General features: G+C 34.2%; 8 protein-coding genes. 6 read left to right on the top strand and 2 right to left on the bottom strand.

What is annotated here, in order from left to right; all coding sequences use genetic code 11:
- Window positions 1-4 precede the first annotated feature (4 nt).
- The 5 genes from L1267_RS17025 to L1267_RS17005 all read left to right on the top strand — a co-directional run bounded on the left by L1267_RS17025 (window position 5) and on the right by L1267_RS17005 (window position 24101).
- Complete coding sequence (locus L1267_RS17025) at window positions 5-7309, top strand: FkbM family methyltransferase (RefSeq protein ID WP_235383549.1); 7305 nt, start codon at window positions 5-7, stop codon at window positions 7307-7309.
- Window positions 7310-13615: a non-ribosomal peptide synthetase gene (locus tag L1267_RS17020; protein WP_235383548.1), complete on the top strand. Its 6306-nt coding sequence runs from the start codon at window positions 7310-7312 to the stop codon at window positions 13613-13615.
- Window positions 13616-13734: 119 nt separating this feature from the next.
- A complete protein-coding gene (locus L1267_RS17015) occupies window positions 13735-22155 on the top strand; it encodes a non-ribosomal peptide synthetase (protein WP_235383547.1) in 8421 nt (2806 codons plus the stop codon).
- Window positions 22156-22168: 13 nt separating this feature from the next.
- A complete protein-coding gene (locus tag L1267_RS17010) occupies window positions 22169-23098 on the top strand; it encodes a TauD/TfdA family dioxygenase (RefSeq protein ID WP_235383546.1) in 930 nt (309 codons plus the stop codon).
- 247 nt (window positions 23099-23345) lie between these two features.
- Window positions 23346-24101, top strand: a complete 756-nt coding sequence (locus tag L1267_RS17005) for a 4'-phosphopantetheinyl transferase family protein (RefSeq protein WP_235383545.1) — start codon at window positions 23346-23348, stop codon at window positions 24099-24101.
- Window positions 24102-24154: 53 nt separating this feature from the next.
- On the opposite strand, the gene L1267_RS17000 is transcribed toward L1267_RS17005, so the two are convergent.
- Window positions 24155-24589, bottom strand: a complete 435-nt coding sequence (locus L1267_RS17000; protein WP_235383544.1) for a hypothetical protein — start codon at window positions 24587-24589, stop codon at window positions 24155-24157.
- A 148-nt stretch (window positions 24590-24737) separates the two neighbouring features.
- A complete protein-coding gene (locus tag L1267_RS16995) occupies window positions 24738-25484 on the bottom strand; it encodes an AIM24 family protein (protein ID WP_235383543.1) in 747 nt (248 codons plus the stop codon).
- A 164-nt stretch (window positions 25485-25648) separates the two neighbouring features.
- On the opposite strand from L1267_RS16995, the gene L1267_RS16990 reads away from it, so the two are divergent.
- Complete coding sequence (locus L1267_RS16990) at window positions 25649-26275, top strand: hypothetical protein (RefSeq protein ID WP_235383542.1); 627 nt, start codon at window positions 25649-25651, stop codon at window positions 26273-26275.
- Window positions 26276-26438 lie beyond the last annotated feature (163 nt).

Raw genomic sequence — 26438 nt, 5'->3', positions numbered from 1 at the left:
TGAAATGACAATTAGGCAGTTTTTAACAGATTTAGCAAAGAAGCAAATTTTTGTAAAATTATCAGGTAACAATCTATCAATAAAAGGTCATACCAATGACCTTTTATTGTCTGAAAAAGAGTACTTACGTAACAATAAATCTAGAATCCTTGCTTTTCTGAGTAAAAAAAATACTTCCGAGTTGCTCAAGAAAATGGACAACACTGTCGAATTCCCGCTTTCTATTTCACAAAAAGGCCTTTGGTTAGCCTCTCAGTCAAGTCAATCAGATACCTTGTATAATATGCCTTCGGCATTTTTTATTCATGGTGATATTGATTTTGAACTGTTAAATAAAGCATTTCAATTAGTTTGTTCTAGACATATCCTGCTACATTCAAAAATTACAAATAAAGATAATAATGTCTTTTGGGCTGTACAAGATGAGTTGCCTATTATCAAGATTATATCACAAGAAGACCATACTGAACTCCTTAAAAATGAAATGAAAAAAGGGTTTGACTTAGAAACTGATTTCCCTATTCGCGCTATGTGGATGAAAAAGGATGAATGTAGTAGCTACCTATTTGTAACATCACACCACCTTGCATTTGATATGATCTCTGTACGTGTCATGCTCGAAGAAATCAGCGTTGCATATGAATCTTTATTAAGCGGAAGTGAAGTTATTCTCGAAGATCACTTACTTCAATACAGTGATTATGCTATCTGGCAATCATCTGATGCTTACAAGGAAAGTATAACAGCTAGAATTTCGGAGTACGCAGATTGGTGTCGTGATTATCCTGCGGAACATAACTTAATCTTGTCTAAAGAGCGTGAAAGTCTTGATTGTACAAATGGCATGCACTTTAGTCATACACTTGATAAAAATGATGTTGCTAAATTAAAATCTGCATGCGAAAAAGAAGGGGCAACGTTGTTTATGGGCTGGCATGCAATTGTTTCTAAAACGATTGCAGATCTAGCTGATAATGATAAAATTATCTTAGGAGTACCTATCTCTAACAGGCCTGATGAAAGACTTGCTAAGTCAATTGGGTTTTTCGTTAACACCTTAGCTGTACCTCATTCTGTCGATCGCACACTGACTTTAAATGAGATGATAAAGAGCAGTAAAGAGTGTTTAACTAAAGCATTCACTTATGAAGATATTCCATTTTCTTCGTTGATAAATGAACTAAATCCGTCTCGTTCTACAAGTGCTTCTCCTGTCGTTCAGATTATTATTTCACTAGAAGATAATGATAATTCCGAGTCGTTCAAATTCGGGAGTAGTGAAGTTTCTCTATTGGAAAATAAAATAGATAACGCTCGTTATGATTTAACAATTACGGCACGAATTAAAAAAGATCAACTAACTGTAAATTGGGAGTACAAAAGTTCGATCTTTGATGAGTCTTTAATTCAATCTTTTGCAAAACATCTGAGTAACACTTTGACATCATTCGTATCTGAAAGAAATAATTCTTTAAACAAATCAATTTTATTTACAGATACAAAAAAAACTGAAAATAGAAAAAATAGAACGGTTGCCAGCACCTTTTGTCAAATAGCCAAAGAGTATCCTAACAATATCGCAGTTACAGGTGATACAGGTGTAGCAACATATGCGGAACTTGATTCAGTAACTAATAAGATCGCTAATTTATTACTAAAAAATAATATTCGTCATGGTGACAGGGTAGCAATCATTCTTCCACGAGGACTTGAATGGGTTGAAGCTGCTCTTGGTACGTTAAAAGCATCAGCTTCATATGTGCCGATAAATGAAGATAATGACGAACACTTTATAGCATCAGTCATAAAAAAATCTGGTGCTAAGTTTGTTATTACTAATTTAAAAAATTACCAAAACTTTGACTGCTTAGTCGATTCGGATATTTTATTAATGGACGCCTCATATAAAGAGGAAATGCTTGGTAACGACATAAGCCAGTGCCAAGTTAGTTCTTCACCTATGTCGGAGGCATACTTGATGTTTACATCAGGGACTACGGGACAACCGAAAGGTGTATCTGTATCTTCACTGGGAATTACTAGCTTAATTGAAAATTCAAATGAACTTGAGAATGACCACAATACCATTATGCTCCACTCTTCAAATGTCGCCTTTGATGCTACAACTTTTGAAGTATGGACACCACTTCTTAAAGGTGGACAACTCGTAATATCTCGTTCGCCAGCAACTGACATAGATTCTGTATCTGCTCTTATTGAAAAATATCATGTTAATACTACATTTTTCACATCTAGAGTATTCGATCTATGGGCTGGTAATTCATTACAGTCGATAACGTCATTGAAAAATGTTGTCGCTGGTGGTGAGAGAGTATCACCAAAATCCGTGCAGTTGATTTATAATAGTAACCCAGAAATTACCATTTATAATGGTTATGGCCCTACTGAAAATACCACATTTTCAACTTTCTATAAAATACCTCGTAAAACTAAACTTAGTCACAACGCCCATTTACCTATTGGAAAGCCTTTAAGTGGTCGTGGTATTGCTATTGTTAATAGTTCAGGAAGCGTTGCACCTATTAATGGTCGCGGAGAAATTGTTACTTTTGGTGATGGCGTGGCTTTAGGGTACGTGGGAGCAAAAGATTGTGATAACAATAAATTTAAAGAACATGAAAATTTTAGTGGCAAATGCAGAACGTATCACACTGGAGACATCGGTTACATCGATGAGGATGGACTGGTAAATATCATTGGTAGAAGCGACAAGGAAATCAAGGTTAGGGGTTTCCGAGTTAATACAAGTCAAATAGAAAATGTAATAGAGTCACTTGATACCATTCATACGGCGTGTGTTATTTTCAATAAAGAGCTTTTGGAATTAGTTGCATATGTTACGGCTGATGCTGACATTTCTCAGATAAAAACAAGTCTGAAGACAATGTTACCTGATTACATGACTCCAAAATTCATTCTAAAAGTAAGTGAGATACCGACTACAATCAATGGCAAAGTAAATGTTGCTGAATTATGTAAGTTTGACAAAGAGCTTTTCAAAGCCAATAAAATGATTGAACCGGTTACTGATACTGAAAAGCTCCTATATGAAATATGGACCAGCATACTAGGACACAACAACTTCGGAATTGAAGATAACTTCTTAGATGTTGGCGGCAATTCTATACTTATGACAAAGCTACTTTTAGAATTACAGGCTAAGTCAGGTAAAAATATTAAATTAAAGGATATTTTTTCAAACCAAACTATTTTATCACTTGCCGAACATATAGATTCACAGGTTCAAAAATTGGAGAAATGTTGCCCTAAACTACAAGATTACGACTTACCTCAAGTTTGTTCTGGCGCACAAGCGCGTATGTGGCATGCTGAAGCTGTTAGTGGCGGAAATGGACAATATGTAATAGCTTTTGCTGCAAAACTTCCTGACAGTGTTAATAAAGAAGCTATTAAGGGTGCAGTAAAATCCGTTATTGCATCACATTCTATTCTAAGAACCTCATATTCAATGACAGAAGAAGGTCAACTCAAGCAGACTATCATGTCTACCGAAAACTTTATCACTAGTGAAAATGAAGTTGATAAAGAGCAGAATATTCAAGATTTATTACGTAATGAAAATGGAAGATGTTTTGATTTATCTCAAGACTACCCTCTGGTTTCACAACTTGTTAAAGTAAAAGATACTGGTAATACATATCTTTTCTTAACAGTTCACCATATTGCATTTGATGGGTGGTCTCAATCTGTATTTTTCAACTCTCTAGAAAGCGAGTATGAACGTATTTTGGTTGATGGAAGTGTGAAAAATGAACTATCAGGTCCGCAGTACATAGATTACGCCGTTTGGGAGAATTCTGATTTAGGCAAAACGTCTCATAAAGAAGGCATCGATTACTGGACCAATAAGTTAATTAACTGCCCAGCTAATGTAACTTTCCCTAAGGTTAAAGATATCATTACTGATGCCACAGGCGCTATTTATACGGATATCATTAATCGTAACATCACTAGCTCAGTTAAAGATGGTATTTCCGATAAGAATACAACATTGTTTACAATGCTTTATGCGGCACTAAACGCGACTTTGTATCGCTATACTCAAGCAAAAGATATTGTAATTGGTAGTGCTTTTGCTAATCGTTCAGTGGTAGGAACCGATAAGATGATTGGTTTCTTTATAAATTCATTACCGTTAAGAACTCATCTTCACAAGGATATCTCTTTTAACCAGTTACTTGAACAGTGCCAAAAAACTGTAGATGAAGCAAGAACGCATCAATCAACACCTATCTTTAAAGTTACTGAACCTTTAATGAAGAATAATAACCTATTTAAAGTGATGCTAACCTTACAAAATAATACCGCTATAAACAATCAATTCTCAGGGGATGATATTGAGATTATAGAAGTTGACAAAGTTGTCAGTGAAAATGATGTCACGTTAAATATGTGGGAAAGTGATGGGGAGTTAGTGTGCAAATGGATTTACGACGCACAAAAATATGATACCGAATTTATGACAGCTGTATCAAACACTTTTAAGAGCATGCTAATTGAACTTGTTGGTGAGGGCACAAGCAATACTGTTGGTTCTGTTCATTTATCATCAACTATAATTGGCGTTAAACGCGATTACCCCCTTTTACGTTTTGAAGAACAATTTGAAAAACAAGCTAAGAAAACGCCAGATGCTCTGGCACTCAAAGGTTCTCGTTCGTTAACCTACAAAGAGTTAAGTCAAGAAGCATCACGATTAGCGAACTACCTAACCGAAATGGGTGTAGAACAAAATGAGAATGTAGGCGTCTTAATGACACGTGACGTAGATGTGTCCGTTGCTTTTCTTGCTATCAATAAAGTTGGTGCCACATATGTACCTCTAGATATCAATAATCCTGACAGTCGTTTAATTGGAATTATTAATTCTGCTAACATTCGTGTAGTTTTAACAAATACCGATAATAAATTGAACCTATTATCTCGTATTGATAGTTTAAATGTAAAAGAAGCTAAAGATGACATTAGTACGTTCGAAGCAACATTTACAAATGACATTGCATTATCTGTAAATAACCCTTGTTATATTATTCATACTTCAGGTTCAACAGGAAAACCTAAGGGCGTTGTGACTACACATCATAATTTATGTACATATCTTGACCATGTTACAAATACATTATTAGATACTGTTAGTTTCAATAGCTTTATTTCAACATCTATTGCTTTCGACGCTACAATTACTTCCTTAGTTACGCCGCTGGTTATGGGGGGCACAACCGAGTTTATTCCTGATGGTGAAGAGGTTAGTTTCTTACTTTCTATCCAAAATATTACCGCACCTTCGTTATTTAAACTTACACCTTCGCACGTTGAAGCAATTCGTAATAGCGACATTATCGAAGACACTATTGATGTCCCGCATGTTTTTGTAATAGGTGGCGAGGCATTAAAGAGCGAAACAGCTGACTTTCTACTATCTACATTCCCTAATGCTAAAGTTGTTAACGAATATGGCCCAACGGAGGCAACAGTTGGATGTATTAGCTCATTATTGAATAAAAAACATTTAAGACTGTACTCGACATCTGAAATAGGGCATCCGCATGCTAACACCGCAGTTGAAGTGGTTTCTCCTGAAGGGGGAAGACAACCATTATTTGCAAAAGGCGAGTTAATTTTGTCTGGTGAAAATATAGCTCATGGTTATCTAATTAATGGCCAAGTAGATCAGTCTCAGTTTTTACACAATGATGAACCCAAGTATTTCTCAGGTGATATAGGATTTTTGACCGCAAAAGAAGGTTTAGTTTATGTGTGCCGTAAGGATAAACAATTAAAAGTGAGAGGTTATCGAATTGAACCAGAAGAGATATCTTCAGTTATAAAGCGAGAAGAAGAGATTGATGACGTAATTATTACAACCGACGGTAAAGACAGTAATTCATTAATTGCCCTTTGTAAACTTGAACATAGAATAGCGCCAGAGCTATCAGCTGCAATTAATGAGCTAAACAAGGCTAAGGAAAAAGGTGCCCAAGTTGAATTATTCCCAATGATTGATGGCACCCATATGTTAGGGATTAATCGCTTAGAAACTGAATACTTGTATGAAGAAATTATTCGTGACAAAACATACAACAAACATGGTATCACTTTAAATGAAGGCGCCTGTGTTTTTGATGTTGGTGCGAACATTGGATTTTTCAGTCATTATCTGGCATCTACATTCAATGATATTAAAATATTTTCTTTTGAGCCTATTGGCCCTGTTTATGATGTATTAAAGGCTAATGCCTCTCGCACAGGAAATAAAATTACTGCTATTAATGAAGGACTTTCCCTTGAACCTAGTGAAAAAGTGTTTAGTTACTATCCGAATGTAACTGTATTTTCAGGAGTTCAACAAGGACATGAGGAAAGTGTTGATACGATTAAGGGGTTTTTAAAACATACGAATGAAAATTTAAATGAAAATGATGTAAATGATCTTCTCGATACACGATTTCAAAGTATTGACGTACCGGTTAGATTATCGATGTTATCAGAACACATTGATAAATATCAGATCACTAAGATAGATTTACTAAAAATTGATGTTGAGCGTTTTGAAATGAATGTTCTCAAAGGCATACGTGAAGAGCATTGGGATTTTATTGAACAGATCATCATCGAAGTACATGATCAATACGATAACAGGACTAATGTAGAGTCATTACTTGAGAAACATGGGTTTATTTACACTGTTGACCAAAATACAGAGTTAGGTGGTACTGAGTTGGTAAATATCTATGCAAGAAAAAGATATTTGCCTCTTGCGAACGAAAGTTTTGAATATAAAGTTATTGCCGATAATAAAGAAATAAATACTGTACTTTCTAAAATATTAAATAAAGTATCTCATGAATTACCTGAGTATATGATCCCTAGTAAAGTTGGCTTGTTCTCTGATTGGCCATTGACAATAAATGGTAAGGTAGACACATCACGACTATTATCGTTATGTGAGAAGGGAAATAATGAATCTATTGAAAAAAATCCATTAAGTACTGACACTGAAATATTACTTTCAAAGTATATTAGCGAGATACTTTCAATAAAATCTTGCATTTATAAAGAAAGTAACTTCCTTGAGATAGGAGGGGATTCTATCAGTATAATGAAACTTGTTTCATCTATACGTTCAGAGTGGGGCATTGAACTCTCGCTAAAAGAAATTTACAGTGATAGCTGCGTTAGCGGCATAGCAAAATTAATTGACACTAGATTAGCATTATCTTCAATATCTCAAGATGTTGAAGAGGACGGCTCAGAGATGGAGTTTTAAATGAAACCCTTAGATACTATATTATTAGCACAGTCAGAAGGTGCATCACTATATTTAAGAGATGATATTCTTAAATGTAAACCGGGTGAATTCCCGCTATCCAAAGAATTGATAAATGCCATAAAATCAAACAAAGAAGAACTTATTGATTTGTTAAAAGCTACTAATTCTCAGTCGCTTAAGTCTTTAGTTGCCGTGGATAAAGATGAATTCTCTAGTGTATCATTTTTTCAAGAAAGAACGTATATTGAACATTTTATCCACCCTAAAGGTGCATTAACAATACCACTTAATTTCACTGTAAATTTAGCTATAGATGATGAAGATTTTATAAAGGCTGTTAGATATATTGAATTAAAACATCCATCTCTGACACAAGGGTTCACTGAGAGTGCTGGTGGCATTAAGTCTGTTTCAATTGATAATGGTATACCTATAAATATCTTAAGTGCCCCAAGCGCGTCACACGAAGATTGTACTAAATTTTTGGAACAAGAAAAAAGATATCATTTTGACTTATTAAATGATGCCAAGTTACGTATGGGGTTGATAAAGTTAAGTGATGGTAACTCTATCATTTCTATGGTTGCCCATCACATTGCAGTTGATGGAGATAGTTTTAGTATTATTTTAAATGATTTGTTGATGCACATAACAGATAATACAGACACACCTGCTTCTGACTACAATTACAAAGATTTTGCACACAACCAACGAAATGATGTGAATGCATGTAAACTGTCTCATAAATTTTGGGAAAAAGAATTACTAGGCGCCCCAAACACTCACAGTTTACCTAAATCATATGTTGCGATATCAGAAGATAAAAATAAGGTAATTGAACATCAGCTTGATAACATACAGAGCCTTAAAAATTTCTGTGTGCAGCATAAGGTCACTCCATTTGCAATTTTACATGGGTTATGGAGCATCGTATCAGCTATTTCAGGCAATGCAGAAGAAGTAGTTATTGGAACGCCTGTATCCTGTCGCTTAACAAATGAAGATTTTAACGTAGTGGGGCCTTATCTTAATACTTTGCCTTTAAGAGCAGTAATTAATAAAGATAAATCTCTATGTAATTTCTTACTTAATCATGCAACTAAAGTTGGCAATGCGCTTGAGCATCAACAGTATCCTTTTGAAAAAATCATTGAAGCTTCTAAACAAAGCCGAAATGTATCATACACCCCTTTATTTCAATTACTATATACTCATAGAAATAAGATAAAACAGCCTAATACAATTAATGGTATTGAAGTTAAAATAAATACAAATAAAGATATCCATCGTTCTTTTGATATTGAACTATCAACTGAAGAGAATGAAAAAGGTCTATTAATCTCACTATCTTACAATACAGCTATGTTTAGTGATGAATTAATTGATAGTATGCTAAATAGCTATACCTATCTAATAAAGAACGTACAATCATTTTCATCAACTAACATAAACAATTTAAAGCTATCTAGTGAAGATTATAGGTTATTTGGCCGCTGTGTGGACCTTACAAATGAATTGTCTGTAAATGAGGCGATAGAGAAGGCGGATAAGGGATTGCTTGCTGTTACGGCGACAGGTTCTAAAGGAATAACTTACGGAGATTTATCACAGAATGTAACAAACCTTTCTAATTATATACGCGAAAATATGAAAGGTGAGTTTATCGGTGTTATGACTGAAAGAAATTCAGAGCTAGTCACTATATTGCTTGCAATCTGGAAAGCAGGAAAGGCATATCTGCCTCTTGATCCTTCATATCCGGTTGATAGATTACAGTACATGATTGATGATGCTAATGTAACTGATGTTATCGTGTCAGAAATTGACAATACATTTAAGATTGATCGAGTCCATGTTTATGATCAGTTATCTTTAGTAAACTCATTAGCACCATCAAAAAAAGCCTGTACAGCATATGGTGAAAATGCGTATATGATATACACCTCGGGAACAACAGGCAATCCTAAGGGGGTTGTAGTTCCTCACAGTGCAGTAAAGAACTTTTTGTATTCAATGCAAGATTTATTTAAATTAGATAAGAATGATTCATTACTTGCAATAACACCTATTAGTTTTGATATCTCAGTACTTGAACTATTTTTACCTCTACTAGTGGAGGGCACTGTAGTTGTTTCAACCAGCGCTGAAAGTAAAAACCCACTTTCAATATTATCAATGATTAACACACACAATATATCAATGATGCAGGCGACACCGAGTACATGGAAGGGGATAAAGAATCATGGAAATTTAAAATCACCTCTAAAAATGAAAGCACTTTCTGGTGGTGAGCCATTACTAAGCGACTTAGCTAACTGGATGTGCGAACATTTCCAAGATGTATGGAATATGTATGGACCAACAGAAACAACTGTATGGTCAACAGCCCACAAAATATCTAAAGATAAAAGTATCCATATTGGTAAACCTATTCTGAACACGGACATCAAAATAATTTCTTCTGCTGGAATTACTCTTTTACCGGGAATGTTAGGTGAACTAGCTATAGGAGGATCAGGATTATCTAAAGGTTACTTTGGTAAGTGCGACCTAACTAAAGAGAGGTTTATAGCAATAGATGGCAAGCCTTATTATAAAACTGGAGATATGGCATACATTGATAAGGTAGGAAACATTCACTGCTTAGGCCGTCAAGATGAACAAGTAAAAGTAAATGGACACAGAATTGAACTAGGTGAAATAGATACTGTTGCTAAAAGTGTACGAGATGTTTCTGACGTTGTCTCTAATATTTACACTTCCGATAATGTGACCAAAATTGCAACATACGTAGTATGCACTAACGATAGTGATAAAATAAATATTTTAGAATCTCTTAAAGTAGCATTTAGAAAATCTCTGCCGTCTCATATGCTTCCTTCTGAAATCATCTTTATTATGGAAATACCACAAACACCAAATGGAAAAGTGGATAAAAAAAATTTACCGGACCCAAATAAAGAAGTTGATGTACCTCTAAAAGATGCTTTAATAAAGTCGAACAATAATACAATTTTGGCTGTACGCAACATATTTAAATCTCTAGTTGAACAATCAATTAGTGATCAAGACGAACTATTTTCTTCGGGTGGTAATTCATTAACAGCTATTCGTATAGTTAATGCTATAAATAAACATTTAGACATAGATCTAAGTCTTACTGATTTATTTAAGTACCCTACAATATATGATTTAGCTCAATTTATAGATAGCACTACTATGGGACCTGTTGAAAAGCTTACAGTCGTAGAGGAATCATCTGATTACCCAGTATCTTCTGCTCAAGCTAGAATAGCAGCTGCTGAATTTCTTAATAACAGTAATACATCACTAATCTTAAGAAATGCATATGAAGTTCCATTTATACCTAATAAGGATAAGCTGACTTCAGTCATTAATGAACATGTAAGTGCTCACGAAATTTTAAGGACAACCTACTCCCAAGATCCAACTAACGGCGAGTTTAGGCAGGTGGTTCATGAAAAACTAGAACCCGAAATCATTTTTTCCGAAGTCCATAATTCATATGAAGATGCATGGAACTGGTTAAATAAGTTAGCTGAAAGAAAATTTAATCTAGAAAAAGATAGTGTTATTCGTGTCCATGTAGCGCTATATCAGAATCAAGCTATTATTGATCTTGTTATTCATCATGTAGCTTCAGATGCATGGTCATCCGAAAAACTACTAACGTCCATTTTAAATGCATACAATAACGACATAAAGTTAAATAAACTAGAGTTCTCTTATAAAGACTATGCAGTATGGGAAAAAAACGAATTAAGTAAAAAAGCAGATTCACTTAGTAAGTACTGGAAGAAAGCTTTAAATGGATTTCCCGCTTATCCACAAGCCCCTAATTTTGGTGTAAAACAAGGATTTCAAGGTAAAGGCTTCAGAGCAAGAGTGGTATTAGGTAAGGTCGCAATAGACAGCTTAAACCGCATTAAAGAAAATAGTAACCTAACTAATTTTGGAGTGTTGTTTTCTGCATACAGTCTTTTTGTAAGCGCATTATCTAACAATGAGCGTACTGCTATCGCAACTCCTATAAGTAATCGGAATTTATCTGAAGCAGAACATATCCAAGGTTGTTTTGTTAATAATTTAGTGTTAACTAATGAGCTTGATATGGATGACTCACCTAATGTATTCCTTGAGAAAATTCAACAAATGCTAGTTAGTGCATGGGACAATAGTCTTCTACCATTCCAAGAAGTTCTACACCTAAATAACATTGTACACAGTAAAATTTCGCCGTATTTCACTTACGCCTTTTCAGCAAACACGCATAATCAAGAATCAGAAGAATCACTTAATTCGATTAATATTGAAAAAGTTGGCACACAGACAGCCCTTAAGTTGCATATTGATGAGCTGCCAAATAAGTTAATATTACTATGGGAAATTGACGACTCAGCATTTAAAAAGAGTGACATAAAATACATCTCAGAACTATTTGAAAGGTTTTTAATAGCAATAGCTGATAGTAATAAAACTGTTTCTGATATTTTTGATAATGCTTATTTGGGTATGGATACCAAAAATATTAAGGAACCAAGAACTTTACCGAACCTAACACTAACAGATATGTTCAATAGCTCACTTAGAAGTAATCCAGATAAAATTGCTATTGTATGTGATAAATTTTCCTACACTTACCAAGAGCTCTTTTATAAGGCTAATAAACTTGCAAATTACTTAGTTAAAACAAAAAAAGTAAGTAAAGGTGATTATTTAGGTACACTTCTCGACAGAGATTCAAACATGATTGTTGCATCTTTAGCTATTATTTTAGCCGGTGCGGTTCATTTACCCATAGATAAGCAGCAAACTACTGACAAAAAAAGATACATATTGGAACATGCGAAACCAAAATTCTTAATTACAGATACTCATATTCAGTTTGATACGAAAACAAGCATAGTTAACCTTGAGAATGCATTATCAAAATCTGAAGAACTAACATTTGAAAAGGTCGAATCAAGTATTACGCCAAAAGATCCTGCCTTCTTATTATTTACATCAGGTACTACCGGAAACTCAAAAGGAGTTATCTTAAGCCATGAAGGTGTTGCATTCACATTAAATAGTGAAATAAATGCCATACTAAATAATGAGAGCGCAAGAATTTTACATTACGCTAGTGCATCTTTTGACGCTTATACCGATGAGTGGGTAAAAACACTTTTAAGTGGGAATACGTTATGCATAGCTAGTGAAGAACAACGCACAGATTTCAAAAAATTGAGTGAATTCATCAACAAACATAAAGTTTCACTTGTAGGAATGACACCTACGGCATTATTAAATCTATCGCCTAAACAATGTCCAGAAATAACGAAGGTAATAACATTTGGTGAAAGCGCACTACCTGAGCTTATTAAAGAATGGGATGGTCATGCCGAGTTTTTTAATGCGTATGGGCCTACAGAGGGTTCTATATGCACATCAGTAGAACCTTTGAAATATAACGAGCAAGTAACTATTGGAACACCTTTCAATGGTATAGGATATGACATAATTTCTAAAAGTGGCGTATCATGCCCCAAATTTATAACTGGTGAATTAATAATATTTGGCGACACTCTGGCCATAGATTACTTACAAGGCACAGCAACAGCGCGTTTATCATCCTTTAATCGTCAGGAAAGATGCTATAGAACTGGAGATAACGCACTTTTTAGAAGTGATGGTAAAATAAGCTACAGAGGCCGAGGTGGTGATGAAGTTAAAGTTAAAGGTCAACGAGTATCCTTATCTGCACTAAGAGACAAAATTACTTCAAAGTCAGAGGGCGGCGCTAATATTATTCTATTTGATGAGCATTCAAAGTCATTTAGGGTATTCATATACCCAAACAATGAAATTGAAATTGATCGAATTAGTTCGTTTCCCGAATTATCTGAATTACCATTTAGTATTGAAGGTATTAATGAGATACCTAAAACAATCAATGGTAAAGTTAATTATGAAGCATTACGTGCCTCAAAAAATACTTGTAAACAGTTAGAGTTACCAAAATCTGAGAACGAAAAGTTAATATATCAACTATGGAAAGAGTTACTAAAGAAAGATGATATTGGTATTGAAGACAATTTTTATCATTTAGGTGGTAATTCTATTTTACTCACTAAGCTAATGTATGCCTGTGAAGAGCATTTGGGGACTCAAGTAAGTATGAAAGAGCTCGTTAATAACTTAACTATAAAAAAACAAGCTGTATTACTTCAAGAAAAAGTGAGTGAGTTAGCACAGGACAATGACTCAAAAAGCGAAGAGGATGATGAATTCTTCCTGTAGTAATATTAAGAGGTAGGTATCTAAAGCCTACCTCTATCTCTTTTTATCCCGTTCTATTGAATTAATAAAATAAAATGGATAACATTGTCACTTAATATTTAACTATAAATAAGTGAACTATGGCCATTTCCGTAAAATTATTAGAAAATTTATTTTCACTAAAGAACAAGTCTTTGAATTTAACATTATTTAAGGACCAAAAATTAAAAGTAAATGTAAAAAAAGATTTACTCTCTAGTGAGGAGATGAATTTTCTAAAGAATAACAAAGAAAAAATCATTACGTGGATGGAATCACTATTACAAGATCAAGATTGCATTTCTTTACAACAAATATCGCCTCTTGCGCCTAACCAGCAGGCGATGTGGAATCATCACGTTGTAAGCGTAGACAAGTCGATATTCAATATAGGCATGCACTATGAAATCAAGTCTAAAAAGAGTATAAAAGATATTGATATATTAAATGCAATAAATAATACACTTTTAGCACATACTGCTTTAAGAACTAAATTTTCCGTTTGGGATGATTTTGTAATACAATCAATAGCTCCCCTACAAAAGGCGTCACTTATCAATGAGTCAGATATTGATTGCGAAGTAGTTGTCAAAAATTCACTCTCACATGAGTTTGACCTAGAAAATGGTGAACAACCGATAAAAGTAACTTTAATCAAAAAAGATGAACAAAGTTACAATCTTGTAATTGTAGCCCATCACATTATTTGCGATGGGTGGTCAATGAACATTCTAATGAATGACGTTGTGGAACTTTTAAATAACAGCAACCATAACTTAATTGGTTCAGATTTTATTAAAGTATGTAAGACAGAAGGTGGCAACGAAATCAGCGAAGAATTTCTAGCTAGCCTGAAGAGTGCTCCAGATGTTCATCAGATACCAACAGATAAACCAAGGCCATCTGTGCTTGATGGGCAAGGTAAAGTGGTAGAGTATCGGCTTCCAATAGAATTAACGGAAAAATTAGAGTCACTTTCTAAGAAAAATAGTATTTCTTTATTTACTACTCTGTATTCAGTTCTTAATGCATATCTATGTGAACTTTCTGGACAAAAGTCTTTTTCAATTGGAACCCCTGTATTAAACCGTAGCAACATTATTGAACAAAGCACAGTTGGTTATTTTGCTAACACCTCTGTTTTAGTGTCTCAGAGCAGAGAATTAAACGAATCGCGTTTAGATTATTTGCTAAGATGTGCTAGTACTGTCTCTAATATGATTGCTCATCAAGATGTTCCATTTAGTAATATAGTAAAAGCTACAGGTTCAAAAAGAATAACCGGCGTAAGTCCTTTATTTCAAGTAATGTTAGTTTTGCAAAGTGAAAGATCGCAATCTACTAATGAACCTAAAGATATTACCTTCGATATTGTACGCAATAAAGATGCTGCTGTTAAATACGATCTTACGTTTTCTTTCGCAAAATCAGATGGTACTTTGCACCTAGCAGTAGAATATGCTTCGGCGTTATTTCATACAAAGACAATTGAAATGTACATTGATAACTTTATTGGTTATTTAAATACTTATTTATTCAGTGATGAAACATGCTTCAAATTTGTAGAATCAGCGCTGAATGTAAAAGAAAGTAAGTTCAATGAGTTCAACTCTAAAACCGTTTTATCTCATATTTTAGAGCAATGTAAAAGTAATCCTTATGCTACGGCTGTTGCTACATGTAATGCATCACTAACCTACGACGAACTTATTAAAAAAAGTAAAGTCGTAGCATCTTCAGTTATAAATTCAAATTCCGATCTCATAGGTGTGTATTCAAAAAATGGCCTTAATGCAATCGTTGCTATTATGGGCATTTTGATGGCAGGAAAAGGTTACGTACCAATTGATCCTGCTTACCCTAAGGAAAGAATTGAGTACATTTTAACAAATAGCAATATATCGCTAGTTTTATCTGATCCAGAAAGTTCTTTACTTAATGTTGAGACCAGAACTATTCAGTCAATTTTAAAGAACACGACTGTTGCCGAACTACCTCCTGTTAATCCCAAAAATTTAGCATATGTAATTTACACATCAGGCTCAACGGGGAAACCAAAAGGTGTTCAGATAACTCATGAACAGCTAAATGCTTCTTTACAAAGTCGAATAGATTATTACAAAACTCCCGTCCGTGGCTTTTTGCTTATGTCATCAATGTCCTTTGATTCATCAGTTGCTGGTTTATATTGGACATTACAACAAGGTGGTATTTTATACTGGCCAACAGAAGAAGAAAAACAAAATTTCACTGCTCTTACCAATGCTATCAATAAGCACAAAATATCTCACACACTGATGGTCCCATCGTTATATAACGCTTTCATCTCTGAAATCAAACGGGATGATGTCACTAGTTTAAATACGATAATTTGTGCAGGAGAGGCGATGACTGTCTCACTTTCGCAAAAACATGCAGAGTGGTGTAACAAGATACCGTGTGAATTAAATAATGAATATGGACCCACTGAGGGCTCAGTATGGGCAACAGTATACAAATGCACTGGTAGAGAGTTGAATACTATCCCAATCGGTAAAGCATTATCTCATATCAAATTATCTGTCCTAAGTGAAAATATGCAGCCTTTAGTAGACGGTGCAATCGGCGAACTTGTTCTATCTGGCAAGGGAGTTTCGAAAGGTTACTTCAATAATAAAGAACTGACAATGAGTTATTTTGTAGATGATCCAAACTTAGGATTTTGCTACAAAACAGGTGATTTGGTTAGTACTTCACACACAGGAGACCTTATTTTTCATGGCCGTAAGGATAATGAATTTAAATTAAATGGTTTTCGCATTAACCCTAATGAAATTACTCAGGTTCTATCTGAGCTCGTGGATAACTCATATGTGTTTATTGAACAAAAAGCGATTGTTTGTGTAATTGAGTCTACAAAAGTAACGGAAGAAAATGTATATTCATTACTTAACCAAAAGTTACCGCAATACATGGTCCCGTCTAGTGTTGTTATTGTAGATAGTTTTCCTAAGACTGCAAATGGTAAAATTGATACTAAAGCCCTGCACAACCTCTATAATCAATTCAAGGAAGATTGTTCAATTTATTCCGAGCGCAATGAATTAACAGATAATGAAAAAGCATTAACTGCAATTTGGGAGGACTTACTGCCTTCTAACAATATAAATGTTAATCAAAACTTCTTTACCCTTGGTGGCGATTCTATATCATCGATTCAAGTAGCTTCTCGCGCAAAAAAAATTGGAATAAATATATCAGCTCGTGATGTATTCAATACACCAACAATAAAAGAGTTGGCTATTCTCGCTGATAAAAATGCTAACTTAATCAGACATGAAGTGTTTGGAGATGATAATCATATATTACATCCCATGCAATCTGCAATGTTAGATGCAAACCTAGAAAACCTTAATCACAATAATCAATCTTTACTATTTGAAAGTAATGGCGTTATACCACAAGGAAAAATTAGAAATATTGTTAAATTTTTAGTTCGAAAACATCCATCCCTTACACTTTCATTCAAGAAAGAAAGTGACACATGGACCGCAAACTATAATAAACCCAAAGATGCTGAATCATACATAAGAGAATTTATAGTCTCAGGTACTAATGAAATTACGAGTATTTGCAATGAAGCACAACAATCTTTGAATTTAGAAAATGGTAGTCTATTTAAGTTTGTTACTATTTTAGATAAAAACAAAGATAAAACTTATCTCTTTGTTGTAATCCACCATATTGTTGTTGATGCCATCTCATGGAAAAATATCTTAGATGATATGAAATACATTTTAGATAGTGAACAACCAGTAGAAGATAATGATGTTAATTGGGGATATCGGTTAGCAACGTTGGAACTATCAAATTCCAGTCAAGAGTGTCCAGATAGTGTTGTCACTTATCTAAATAACTTTTACCCTACTGCTAAATTGCAAAAGTTCAAGAAAAATGAGAACTTTTGCGTTAAAGACCAAAAAACTGTAAGTCTAAGTATCCGAGCAGATGAATTAGTAATTCAAAGTCAAGATGATATTGTAAAAGTCCTATCTTCTGCTGCGTCAAAATTTAATTTCTCAATTGAAGAATTACTACTTACAGCCACGAACAAAGCACTGGTAGAAAAGTTTGACTCTAATAAAGTTATTATTGATGTTGAAAATAATGGTAGAGGTCAGGTAAGTATAGATGACAGCGAAAGTGTAGGTTGGTTTACACACATTTACCCGGTTGCTATTAATTACACAGGATGTGGAAAAAAGTTAGATAAATTTATTATTAGCACAAAAGAAGTATTCAGAAATCCAAAGTACGCAAAGAATAAATATTACCATCATACTGACGCAGAATATTCGCATGCCGAAGTCTTGTTTAACTTTTTCGGAGATCTACGTACATCTAGTATTGGCGGCGATATTATAACTTCTGATATCGATAAAGGGAATGATATCGATGGTTCAAATGCTGTTAAACATGAATTGGTAATAACAGGCATGATCGTTGAAAACGCACTTAAAATTGCCATAAGTTACAATGCTAATTCTTTTCAATATTCTACCATAAAGGGGCTCAATGAGTCTATTTTAACAAACTTAAAGGAGTGTGTAGAATATTGTCTTGCGCTTGAAATTACTCGTAAGACACCGTCAGACTTTCCGTATGTCACAATCGATGAAGTCGAGGTAGTTGACTCTATTCGTGATCAAAGTGGTAATATTGAGGATATTTATCCATCAACTCCTTTGCAGATGGGGATGCTTCATCATAGTGGCAATAAAGCTAGTGATTATGTAACTCAGATCATAATAGATATTAAAGGACAACTAGATACAGCCACACTTAAAAAATCGTGGTTGAATGCTATAAAAAGTAATCAGGCACTTAGGACGGTATTTAGTTCCGATTTCGATGTGCAGATTATTGTTGAAGAAGCTCATAGTGAAGGGTGGGTTTTTATTGATATTTCAGAGCTTGACTGTACTAATCAAGAAAAGAAAATTTTAAGTATCCAATCTGATTGTAGAGCAAATGGTTTTAACCTACAACAAGCGCCTCTTTCTGAGATTGTGCTTGTAAAGCTCAATGATACTGAATTTAAAATGATATGGTCAAATCACCATGCATTGTTAGATGGTTGGTCAGCCACCATACTATTAAATGAAATGTTTGATAATTACTGGAAAATCAAAAACAATGAAGATTTTTTAATCAATACAAAACCTCAGTTCTCTGAATATGCAAAACACCTATTAACTATTGATAAATTCGAATCTGAGCAGTATTGGCGAACAATGTTAAAAGGTAATCCACACGGTGAATTGAGCTCTTTCAATTATGATCAGGTCAACAACGTTGAAAATCCATACTGTGTAGAAACCTTAAACTTCCCTGAGAGTACTGTAGAACAAATTACAGATTTTACTAAAAAATCTGGCGTAACATTGAATACATTTATTCACTCGATATGGGCCTACATTATCCATAGCTATAGTGGCAGTCATAATGTAATGTTCGGAGAAGTTACATCAGGAAGACCTGATGTTATCGAAAATGTAGATCAGATGATTGGAATGTTCATAAATTCAATACCTGTTGTCGTTAATGACTTTAGTGGCACTGTTATAGAGTTTATGCAGAAACTACAAAGCAATAGCATTACGCGCCGCAAGCATGAATTAACCGGCATGACTGATATCGTCAATTATTCTGGTATTGAAGTGGGACAGACATTATTTAACACTTTGATTGTTTTTGAAAGCTTCCCTAACATAGGAGGAGATAACAAAGTTAATGAATCTGGCATTAGGCCAGAGATTTCAAAAATTGAAGAAAGAACAACATTTCCTTTAACTCTCACAGTTAAGCCAAGTGCCGAGCTTGTTATCGATTTCGAGTATTACAAAACAGATGATAATTATTGCAAAATTCAAAGTATAAAAGCTTTATTTAATACTCTAGTAACATTTATTGTAGATAACAATTTGACCAAGGTTAGTGAACTTCCGAATATGTCTGCTAGCGAATTTGCTAGAGAACTTGCAGATTCTAAGCCAATAAATGTAACAAATAAGTACCTTGAAGATAGAATTCCTCTACATAATGTGCTCAGCATTCGTTCAAAAGAGCATCCTGAAAGGGTTATGGTTTCAGATAATCATAGCTCATTAACATATGAAAATGTGGAGCATGAATCCAACAAAATCGCCAATACATTAATTAGGAATGGAGTAAAAGAAGGTGATGTTGTCGCGATATATCTACCTAGAAGCTATCATATTATTACATCTATAATAGGAATTATGAAAGCTGGTGCTGTTTATGTTCCTTTAGACATGGATTACCCCAAAGATAGAATTAATTACATCATTGAGAATTCTAAATGTAAAATTGTTTTATCATTAGAGGATATGTATCTTAATTTCGACAAGCAATTCTTTAGAATTGATATAGATAGCGATATAGTTTCATTAGAAAGCGAAATACTCTGTAGAGACACAGATAAAGATTTCAATCTTAATGCTTATATTATTTATACTTCAGGTTCCACAGGCCAACCAAAGGGTGTATTGAATAGCCATAGTAGTATTTTACATTACTTTGCCGGAGTTCAGGAGGTATATAAAGTACAAGAAGGTGATCGAATAGCTCAATTCTCTTCAGTCTCATTTGATATCTTTGTTGAGGAAATGGCACTAACCTGCTTTACAGGTTCTTCGCTTCATTTCTGTAAAGAAATCAATCGTAGTGCTGATGATTTCTGGAACTTCATGAAATCACGTAAAATTAATATTACATCATTACCTACTGCATTCTTACATTACTTATGCTCAGAACCATTTTTTGAAAGCGAAAAAACGTTACCTAATTACCGTACAATGATTATAGGCGGAGAAGCATTATCTCCAAGCGCAGTAAAAAGATGGCAGGAAATGTTCAATAAGAAAGTATCTCTACTGAATGTTTACGGTCCCACTGAAGCAACTGTTGTTGCTAGTTATTATGATGCCACAGAGTATGAGAATTTTGATCAACCTATACCTATTGGTTACCCATTTAAAAACTACAGCTTATACGTATTAAATGAAAGTCAGAAAGTTGTACAAAGAGGTCAAATTGGTGAGTTGTACATAGGCGGTAGTTGTCTTGCTGAGGGGTATCTTAATAATCCTGAAAAGACGAATGATAGTTTTGTTTTTGTAGATATCAATGGGGTAGTAGAGCGTTTATATAAAAGTGGTGATTTAGCTAAACGCAACAGAGATGGTTCGTTATCTTATATGGGCAGAAATGATGATCAGGTTAAGATACGAGGGTATCGAGTTGAGTTAGGCGAAATTGAATCTGTAGTAAGTAATTTAGATTATGTCCGTAGTGTTTTTATAATGCCATTTAATGATAATAGTGCGATCGCTGCATATTTAGTTGTAAACAATGAGGTCAAAGAGGTTGATGTTTTTAATGATCTTAAACCTTTATTACCTAATTACATGCTGCCTTCAAGCATTAATTTTATTGATAAACTACCTATGACCGCAAATGGTAAGGTAAACAAAAAAGAGTTACCAGAAGCGAAAATCAATAAAGGGAATTCAAGGAGTTTTGTTGAGGCTAAGACTAAATTTGAAATAATGGTCTCAGAGGTTTGGAAAGAAGTGCTAGTGATTGATAAGGTAAGTATTGAAGATAGCTTTTTTTCAGTAGGGGGTACATCATTAAAAATTGCAAAACTTAAAACTAAACTTGAAGATGTATCTGGCCATAAAATAGATTATGCTGATATTTTTATGAGACCTACAATTAAGCTTCAAGCAGAGTTATTAAGCAAAGGGAAAATATTTAAAAGCGAGCTATCTGTTATTATGAATGATATTGAAAGTAAAAATTCAGGAATTTATTGTTTTCCGGGGTTAGGTGCTTTTGCTCATGAGTTTGGTAATTGTATAAACTCACTAGATAAAGGCTCGCGCATAATCTCATATAATCCCGATGTTAAGAATGTCGAATCACTAACATTTACAAAGGCAATAACTACTTATGCAGATCTAGTTGAAAGTGAAGGTACTAAATTTAATACACTAATTGGTCACTCTTTTGGATGTGTTACCGCTATGGCGATCGGAGAAGAGCTGAATATACGTGGCATTGATGTTAAAGTAATACTACTAGATTACTTTTTTGGCGATTTACTACCTAAAACCACAGAGGATGAATTACGTTCTCTTTTTGAGATTAATACTTCCAATAGCGAAGCATCTGCCATGGCTAATAGTAAAGAAACATACAAAATGTTTGAACTTGTAAAGAGACAAGATGCATGGATGATGAAATTTAGACCTAAATTTAATTTAAGAAATAATGTAGCTGTCATTTACACCAAAGAGTCTATTTTGAGTATGGGTAAAGAGGTCATCAAAAATAACTTACTCTCTTGTGGTGAAAAATTTGATTTCTATGAAATCGGTGAAAACCATTTAAGCATCTTGCAAGGGGATGACTTTAGTGAAGTAAATGAAATTATAAGTAATTATACAAAATTATAAGAGGTTCATATAAATGTTAAAATTAGATAATGTCTGTGGAGTACCAATTTCGCATCAAGTAGAAATTGGAGACGATACAGCATGTAATTGGCTTGTTAAAAATCAAAAAAATATCGAATCGGTGTTGAATAGTAATGGAGTTATTCTTTTAAAGGGACTGAAAGTTTTAAGTAGCATGAAATTCAGCCAAATGCTTAAGGCTGCATTTAACAGAGAGTTACAAGAATATACATATAGATCTACACCAAGAGTTCTTTTAAATAACAATATTTATACTGCAACAGAGTATCATAGTGATCAAGTAATCCTTCAACATAACGAAAATGCATATTCTGATAAGTGGCCAATGCGCTTAGGTTTCGTGTGCATGACACCACCCAATGTTGGTGGTGAAACACCTATAGGGGATAGCCGCAAGATTTACTCATCCATTCCTCATGAAATAAAAGAAGAGTTCTTGGCAAAAAAAATTAAATACATTCGTAATTATGGTGATATAGATTTACCATGGCAGGAAGTATTTTGTACTGACAGTAAGGAAAAAGTCGAATCATTTTGTTCTAAACGTAATATTAAGCTGGAGTGGAGAGGTGAAAAACTTAGAACTGAACAGACAAACAAGGCTGTTCAAAATCACCCTGTAACTGGTGATCCTATATGGTTTAACCAAGCTCATTTATTCCATCATTCTGCATTACCAAAAGACACTGAAAAGTCTTTACTTGACATATTAAGTCCTAATGAGCTTCCTAGACATGTCACTTTTGGCGATGGTTCAGAGATAGACATTGAGTATCTTAAGATTATCCGTGATATTTTTCAAAGCAATCTGGTAAAATTTAAGTGGGAAAAAGGAGATCTTATGTTGCTAGACAACATGCTCTGGACCCATGGTAGAACTGCATTTCAGGGACCTCGAAAAATTCTTGTCGGCATGGCATAGAATCTTTTAATACTTTAATATAAGTCTATTTAACAATAATCATTAAGTTAAATAGACTCTCCTATTCATCACTGGACTGCCCAGCGTCATAGCTTCGCTCTGTTCATGAGGTTTTCTTGACGATTTTAGATAAAAATTCTTGCCTAATTTATAATGTGAAGTTATCAGCATAATTCATTATTTCTTCGGCATTTTTTTTTGTAAATATGTATTATCTTCCAGTAATAAAATAACGGCAAGATAATACATGTTTATAAAAAAAAGTAAATTTAGTTCGCAAAAAATCGCTATATCTTTTTTAAAGTTTGATAACAATTACTATGACAGTAAGCTATTTTACGACGAAGGTGTAATTTTGCCTGACACAATAGTTCAATCTGTACCTGATAGACAGGCTGAATTTTTAGCGGGTAGGATTTGTGCAAAGAAATGCTTGAACATTAAGTCGGAATTGGCAAATCAAGTTCTAATCGGAATTAACCGAGAGCCTATTTGGCCTAATGGGGTTTTTGGCTCAATATCACATTCTGGAGATCTGGCAGTATCTGTTGTAAATAACGATTTTTCTGTAGGCATTGATATCGAAAGTATCATCGATAAAAAAGTATCAACAGACATTCAAGATATTGTTTCAACCAAAGACGAAGTTGAACTTTTCAAAGATACCTTGTCGGAAGACCATTCTATATCCATCATATTTTCTATGAAAGAGGCTATCTATAAGTGTTTATACCCTTACGTAAAAAAATTTTTTGATTTTAAAGATGCAAGTATCAAAAGTGTCATGCTGGTTAATAAAGGTGAGGGGTTTTTAACTTATGAGTTGAGTGCGGCTATTAATACAAATTTATCAGAAAGTGTCAAAATTGGTAATTGTATGAAATGCATAGTAACAATAACAAAGAAAAATTTAATATCACTTTGTGTTCAGAGTAGTAGTTTTTCTAAATGCATAAAAGAAGAATTGATACTTCACTCTGAAACTCTGAAAGATTTATCATAAATCGTCGAGAAAACCCCGTAACAGAATGAAATGATGTTTCACTGGGTAGTTCACTAAGCTGCAATTTTAGAGGTAACATGTCGGCCAGCATTTAAAGCAATAATGTAGGCTTCTTTTGAGTTTCTAATTTTACCTAGGACTTTGAGCCTTCTTTTTAGTGTAGATGCTGAAATTCCAAATTCATCAGCTACCACCTGAAGCGAATTTCCTTGTTCATATGAACGAATCATGTCTTCGCTAATATGTACTTTTTTTAAGGGGGATTTTCGTTTTTTCGGGGATAATAATAATCTCATTTGATCTTCTGTAAATTCTCCAAAAGGTGTATCTAAGAGCCCTAACTTCTCTCTTCTATATGTAATCGACGACTTATTTACACCACTAATTTGCGCAACATGTGCTAAACATTTACATGTCATAGCTTCTTTGATAATTCTTGGAGTAATATTTTTATTGGATGTTTTTTTTGGAGATCTTCGTGCTGTCATTATACTATTATCTGTTACAAGTTTTAGGTTAGTTTATAACATAAAAAGATAAATATCAACATGAAGATGTAAGATTATTCTGTAAATAACTCAGCTCATATCCCCCGAGTTATTTACATGAAGTGTATAGACTTAAGCTCCACTATTTTTAGTTCTTTCTTGGAAGGCTATTAGATATTTCCATACATAATTTTGAAAATGGTAACGTTTGAAGAAACACTGTTCCGCCATTATCTATGCCGGTCACTTTACTGTTAAAAATACCCTCTCCAGAGAATAACATTGTAGCAATTCCGCCCGATAACTCAGCATCGAATTCAATACCTTTCGTGTAACCTACTAGACTTCCACTATCAACAAATAAGTGCTCACCCGGCTTCAAGTCTTTCTGAATAATTGATCCACCAGCATGAAAGACAACGACATCATCTCCCTTAATTGATTGGAAGATTAATCCCTCTCCACCAAAAAAAGCTCCCATAGGCTTACCAGCGAAAGATATTGAAACACTGGTTCCATATGCTGACGCTATATAAGCACCTCTCTGTAGGAATATCTCGCCACCAACATCATTCAGGTTCAATCCAACCATAGTTCCTAAGAACGGGGCTCCGAATGTCACGTTCGCACGTTTCTTTCCGACATTTTCATATTGGACGACTACCGCTGACTCACCTGCAATGATTCTTTTCGCAGCACCAAACAATTTACCAGCAAGGCCGTTGTTTGGTGAGCTACCATCTGTTAATGTCGCTGACATTTTAATGTCAGGATCCATCCAAAGCATGGCGCCTGATTCTGATATACAGATTTCACCCGGATCTAAAGTTATTACGGCAGCTTCAGCCATAGGCTCGCCAACTACTTGATAGTCAATTTCATGGCATTTTTTCATTATTAATAAACCTCTTATCTATTTGTTCGAGCTTATTATATAGGCAATCGAAAATTAATTTAGCTTTTTTATAAAATTTAATGAATTTTACCGTAATTGACATTGTTGGCTGGTAATTTATACTGAATTGATACATAAAATTAGGGAAAACAAACAACATGAAAATGAAATACATTAAGGAACTGCCTTACTTAGCTATACCGGTGATAGGCGTGGCTTTTTTAGTACTTGTAGCTTTATTAAAGACTTTTAAAGTGTGGTCAAAACTTGCCAATGAGGAGTCAAAAAGGTCATACCGAGTTGAGCATATGAATATCAGGAATGTAGTTGTTAGAACTGAGTATAAGCAAGGTAACTATGGAAGCTTTTTTCTTGGGTTATGTGGGATGGTTGCAGGACCAATCTTCTTTTACTCAATAAGTGAAGAAATATATGACACAATAAAGATATCACCACTGGTAATCTTGTTTCCTATTGGGTTAGTTGGTTGTATATGTGCTTTACAAAGGGATAGAATCGATAAATATTTATCTAGTAATCCTGAAAGTTCTGGCCCATTTACATTTCACTATATATTAGCTTTTTTTTCTTCATTTGCATTGAATTATTACTTAATAGAATACAGGTTTATTAAGACAGATAACATAATTGTGTATTTAGCGGGTTCTGTGTTCATATTCTTGGGCATTTTAGGTCCCATCTCACTTGGGATAACATCAATACGTAACTTCTATAAACGCACTAAAGACGGTTCAGAAGATAGTAAAGTAAATAGAATCGCCATTAAGTGAACTACTCGGAGCTAAAGCTCGCGAGCTTCCAAGATCGTAGCCTAAGCTACTAACCTTTCTTTTTTGACGCTTCGTTGGACACTGCTAATCGAGCTTTTGGCTCGGCTAGTCTTACGATTGCCTCCACGTCCACTATCTGACTTAGTTCTGAGAACTCCATCGT

The organism is Pseudoalteromonas sp. OFAV1 (assembly GCF_021532595.1).
GTDB lineage: Bacteria > Pseudomonadota > Gammaproteobacteria > Enterobacterales > Alteromonadaceae > Pseudoalteromonas > Pseudoalteromonas lipolytica_C.
This window is presented reverse-complemented; position numbering and strand designations above follow the sequence as displayed.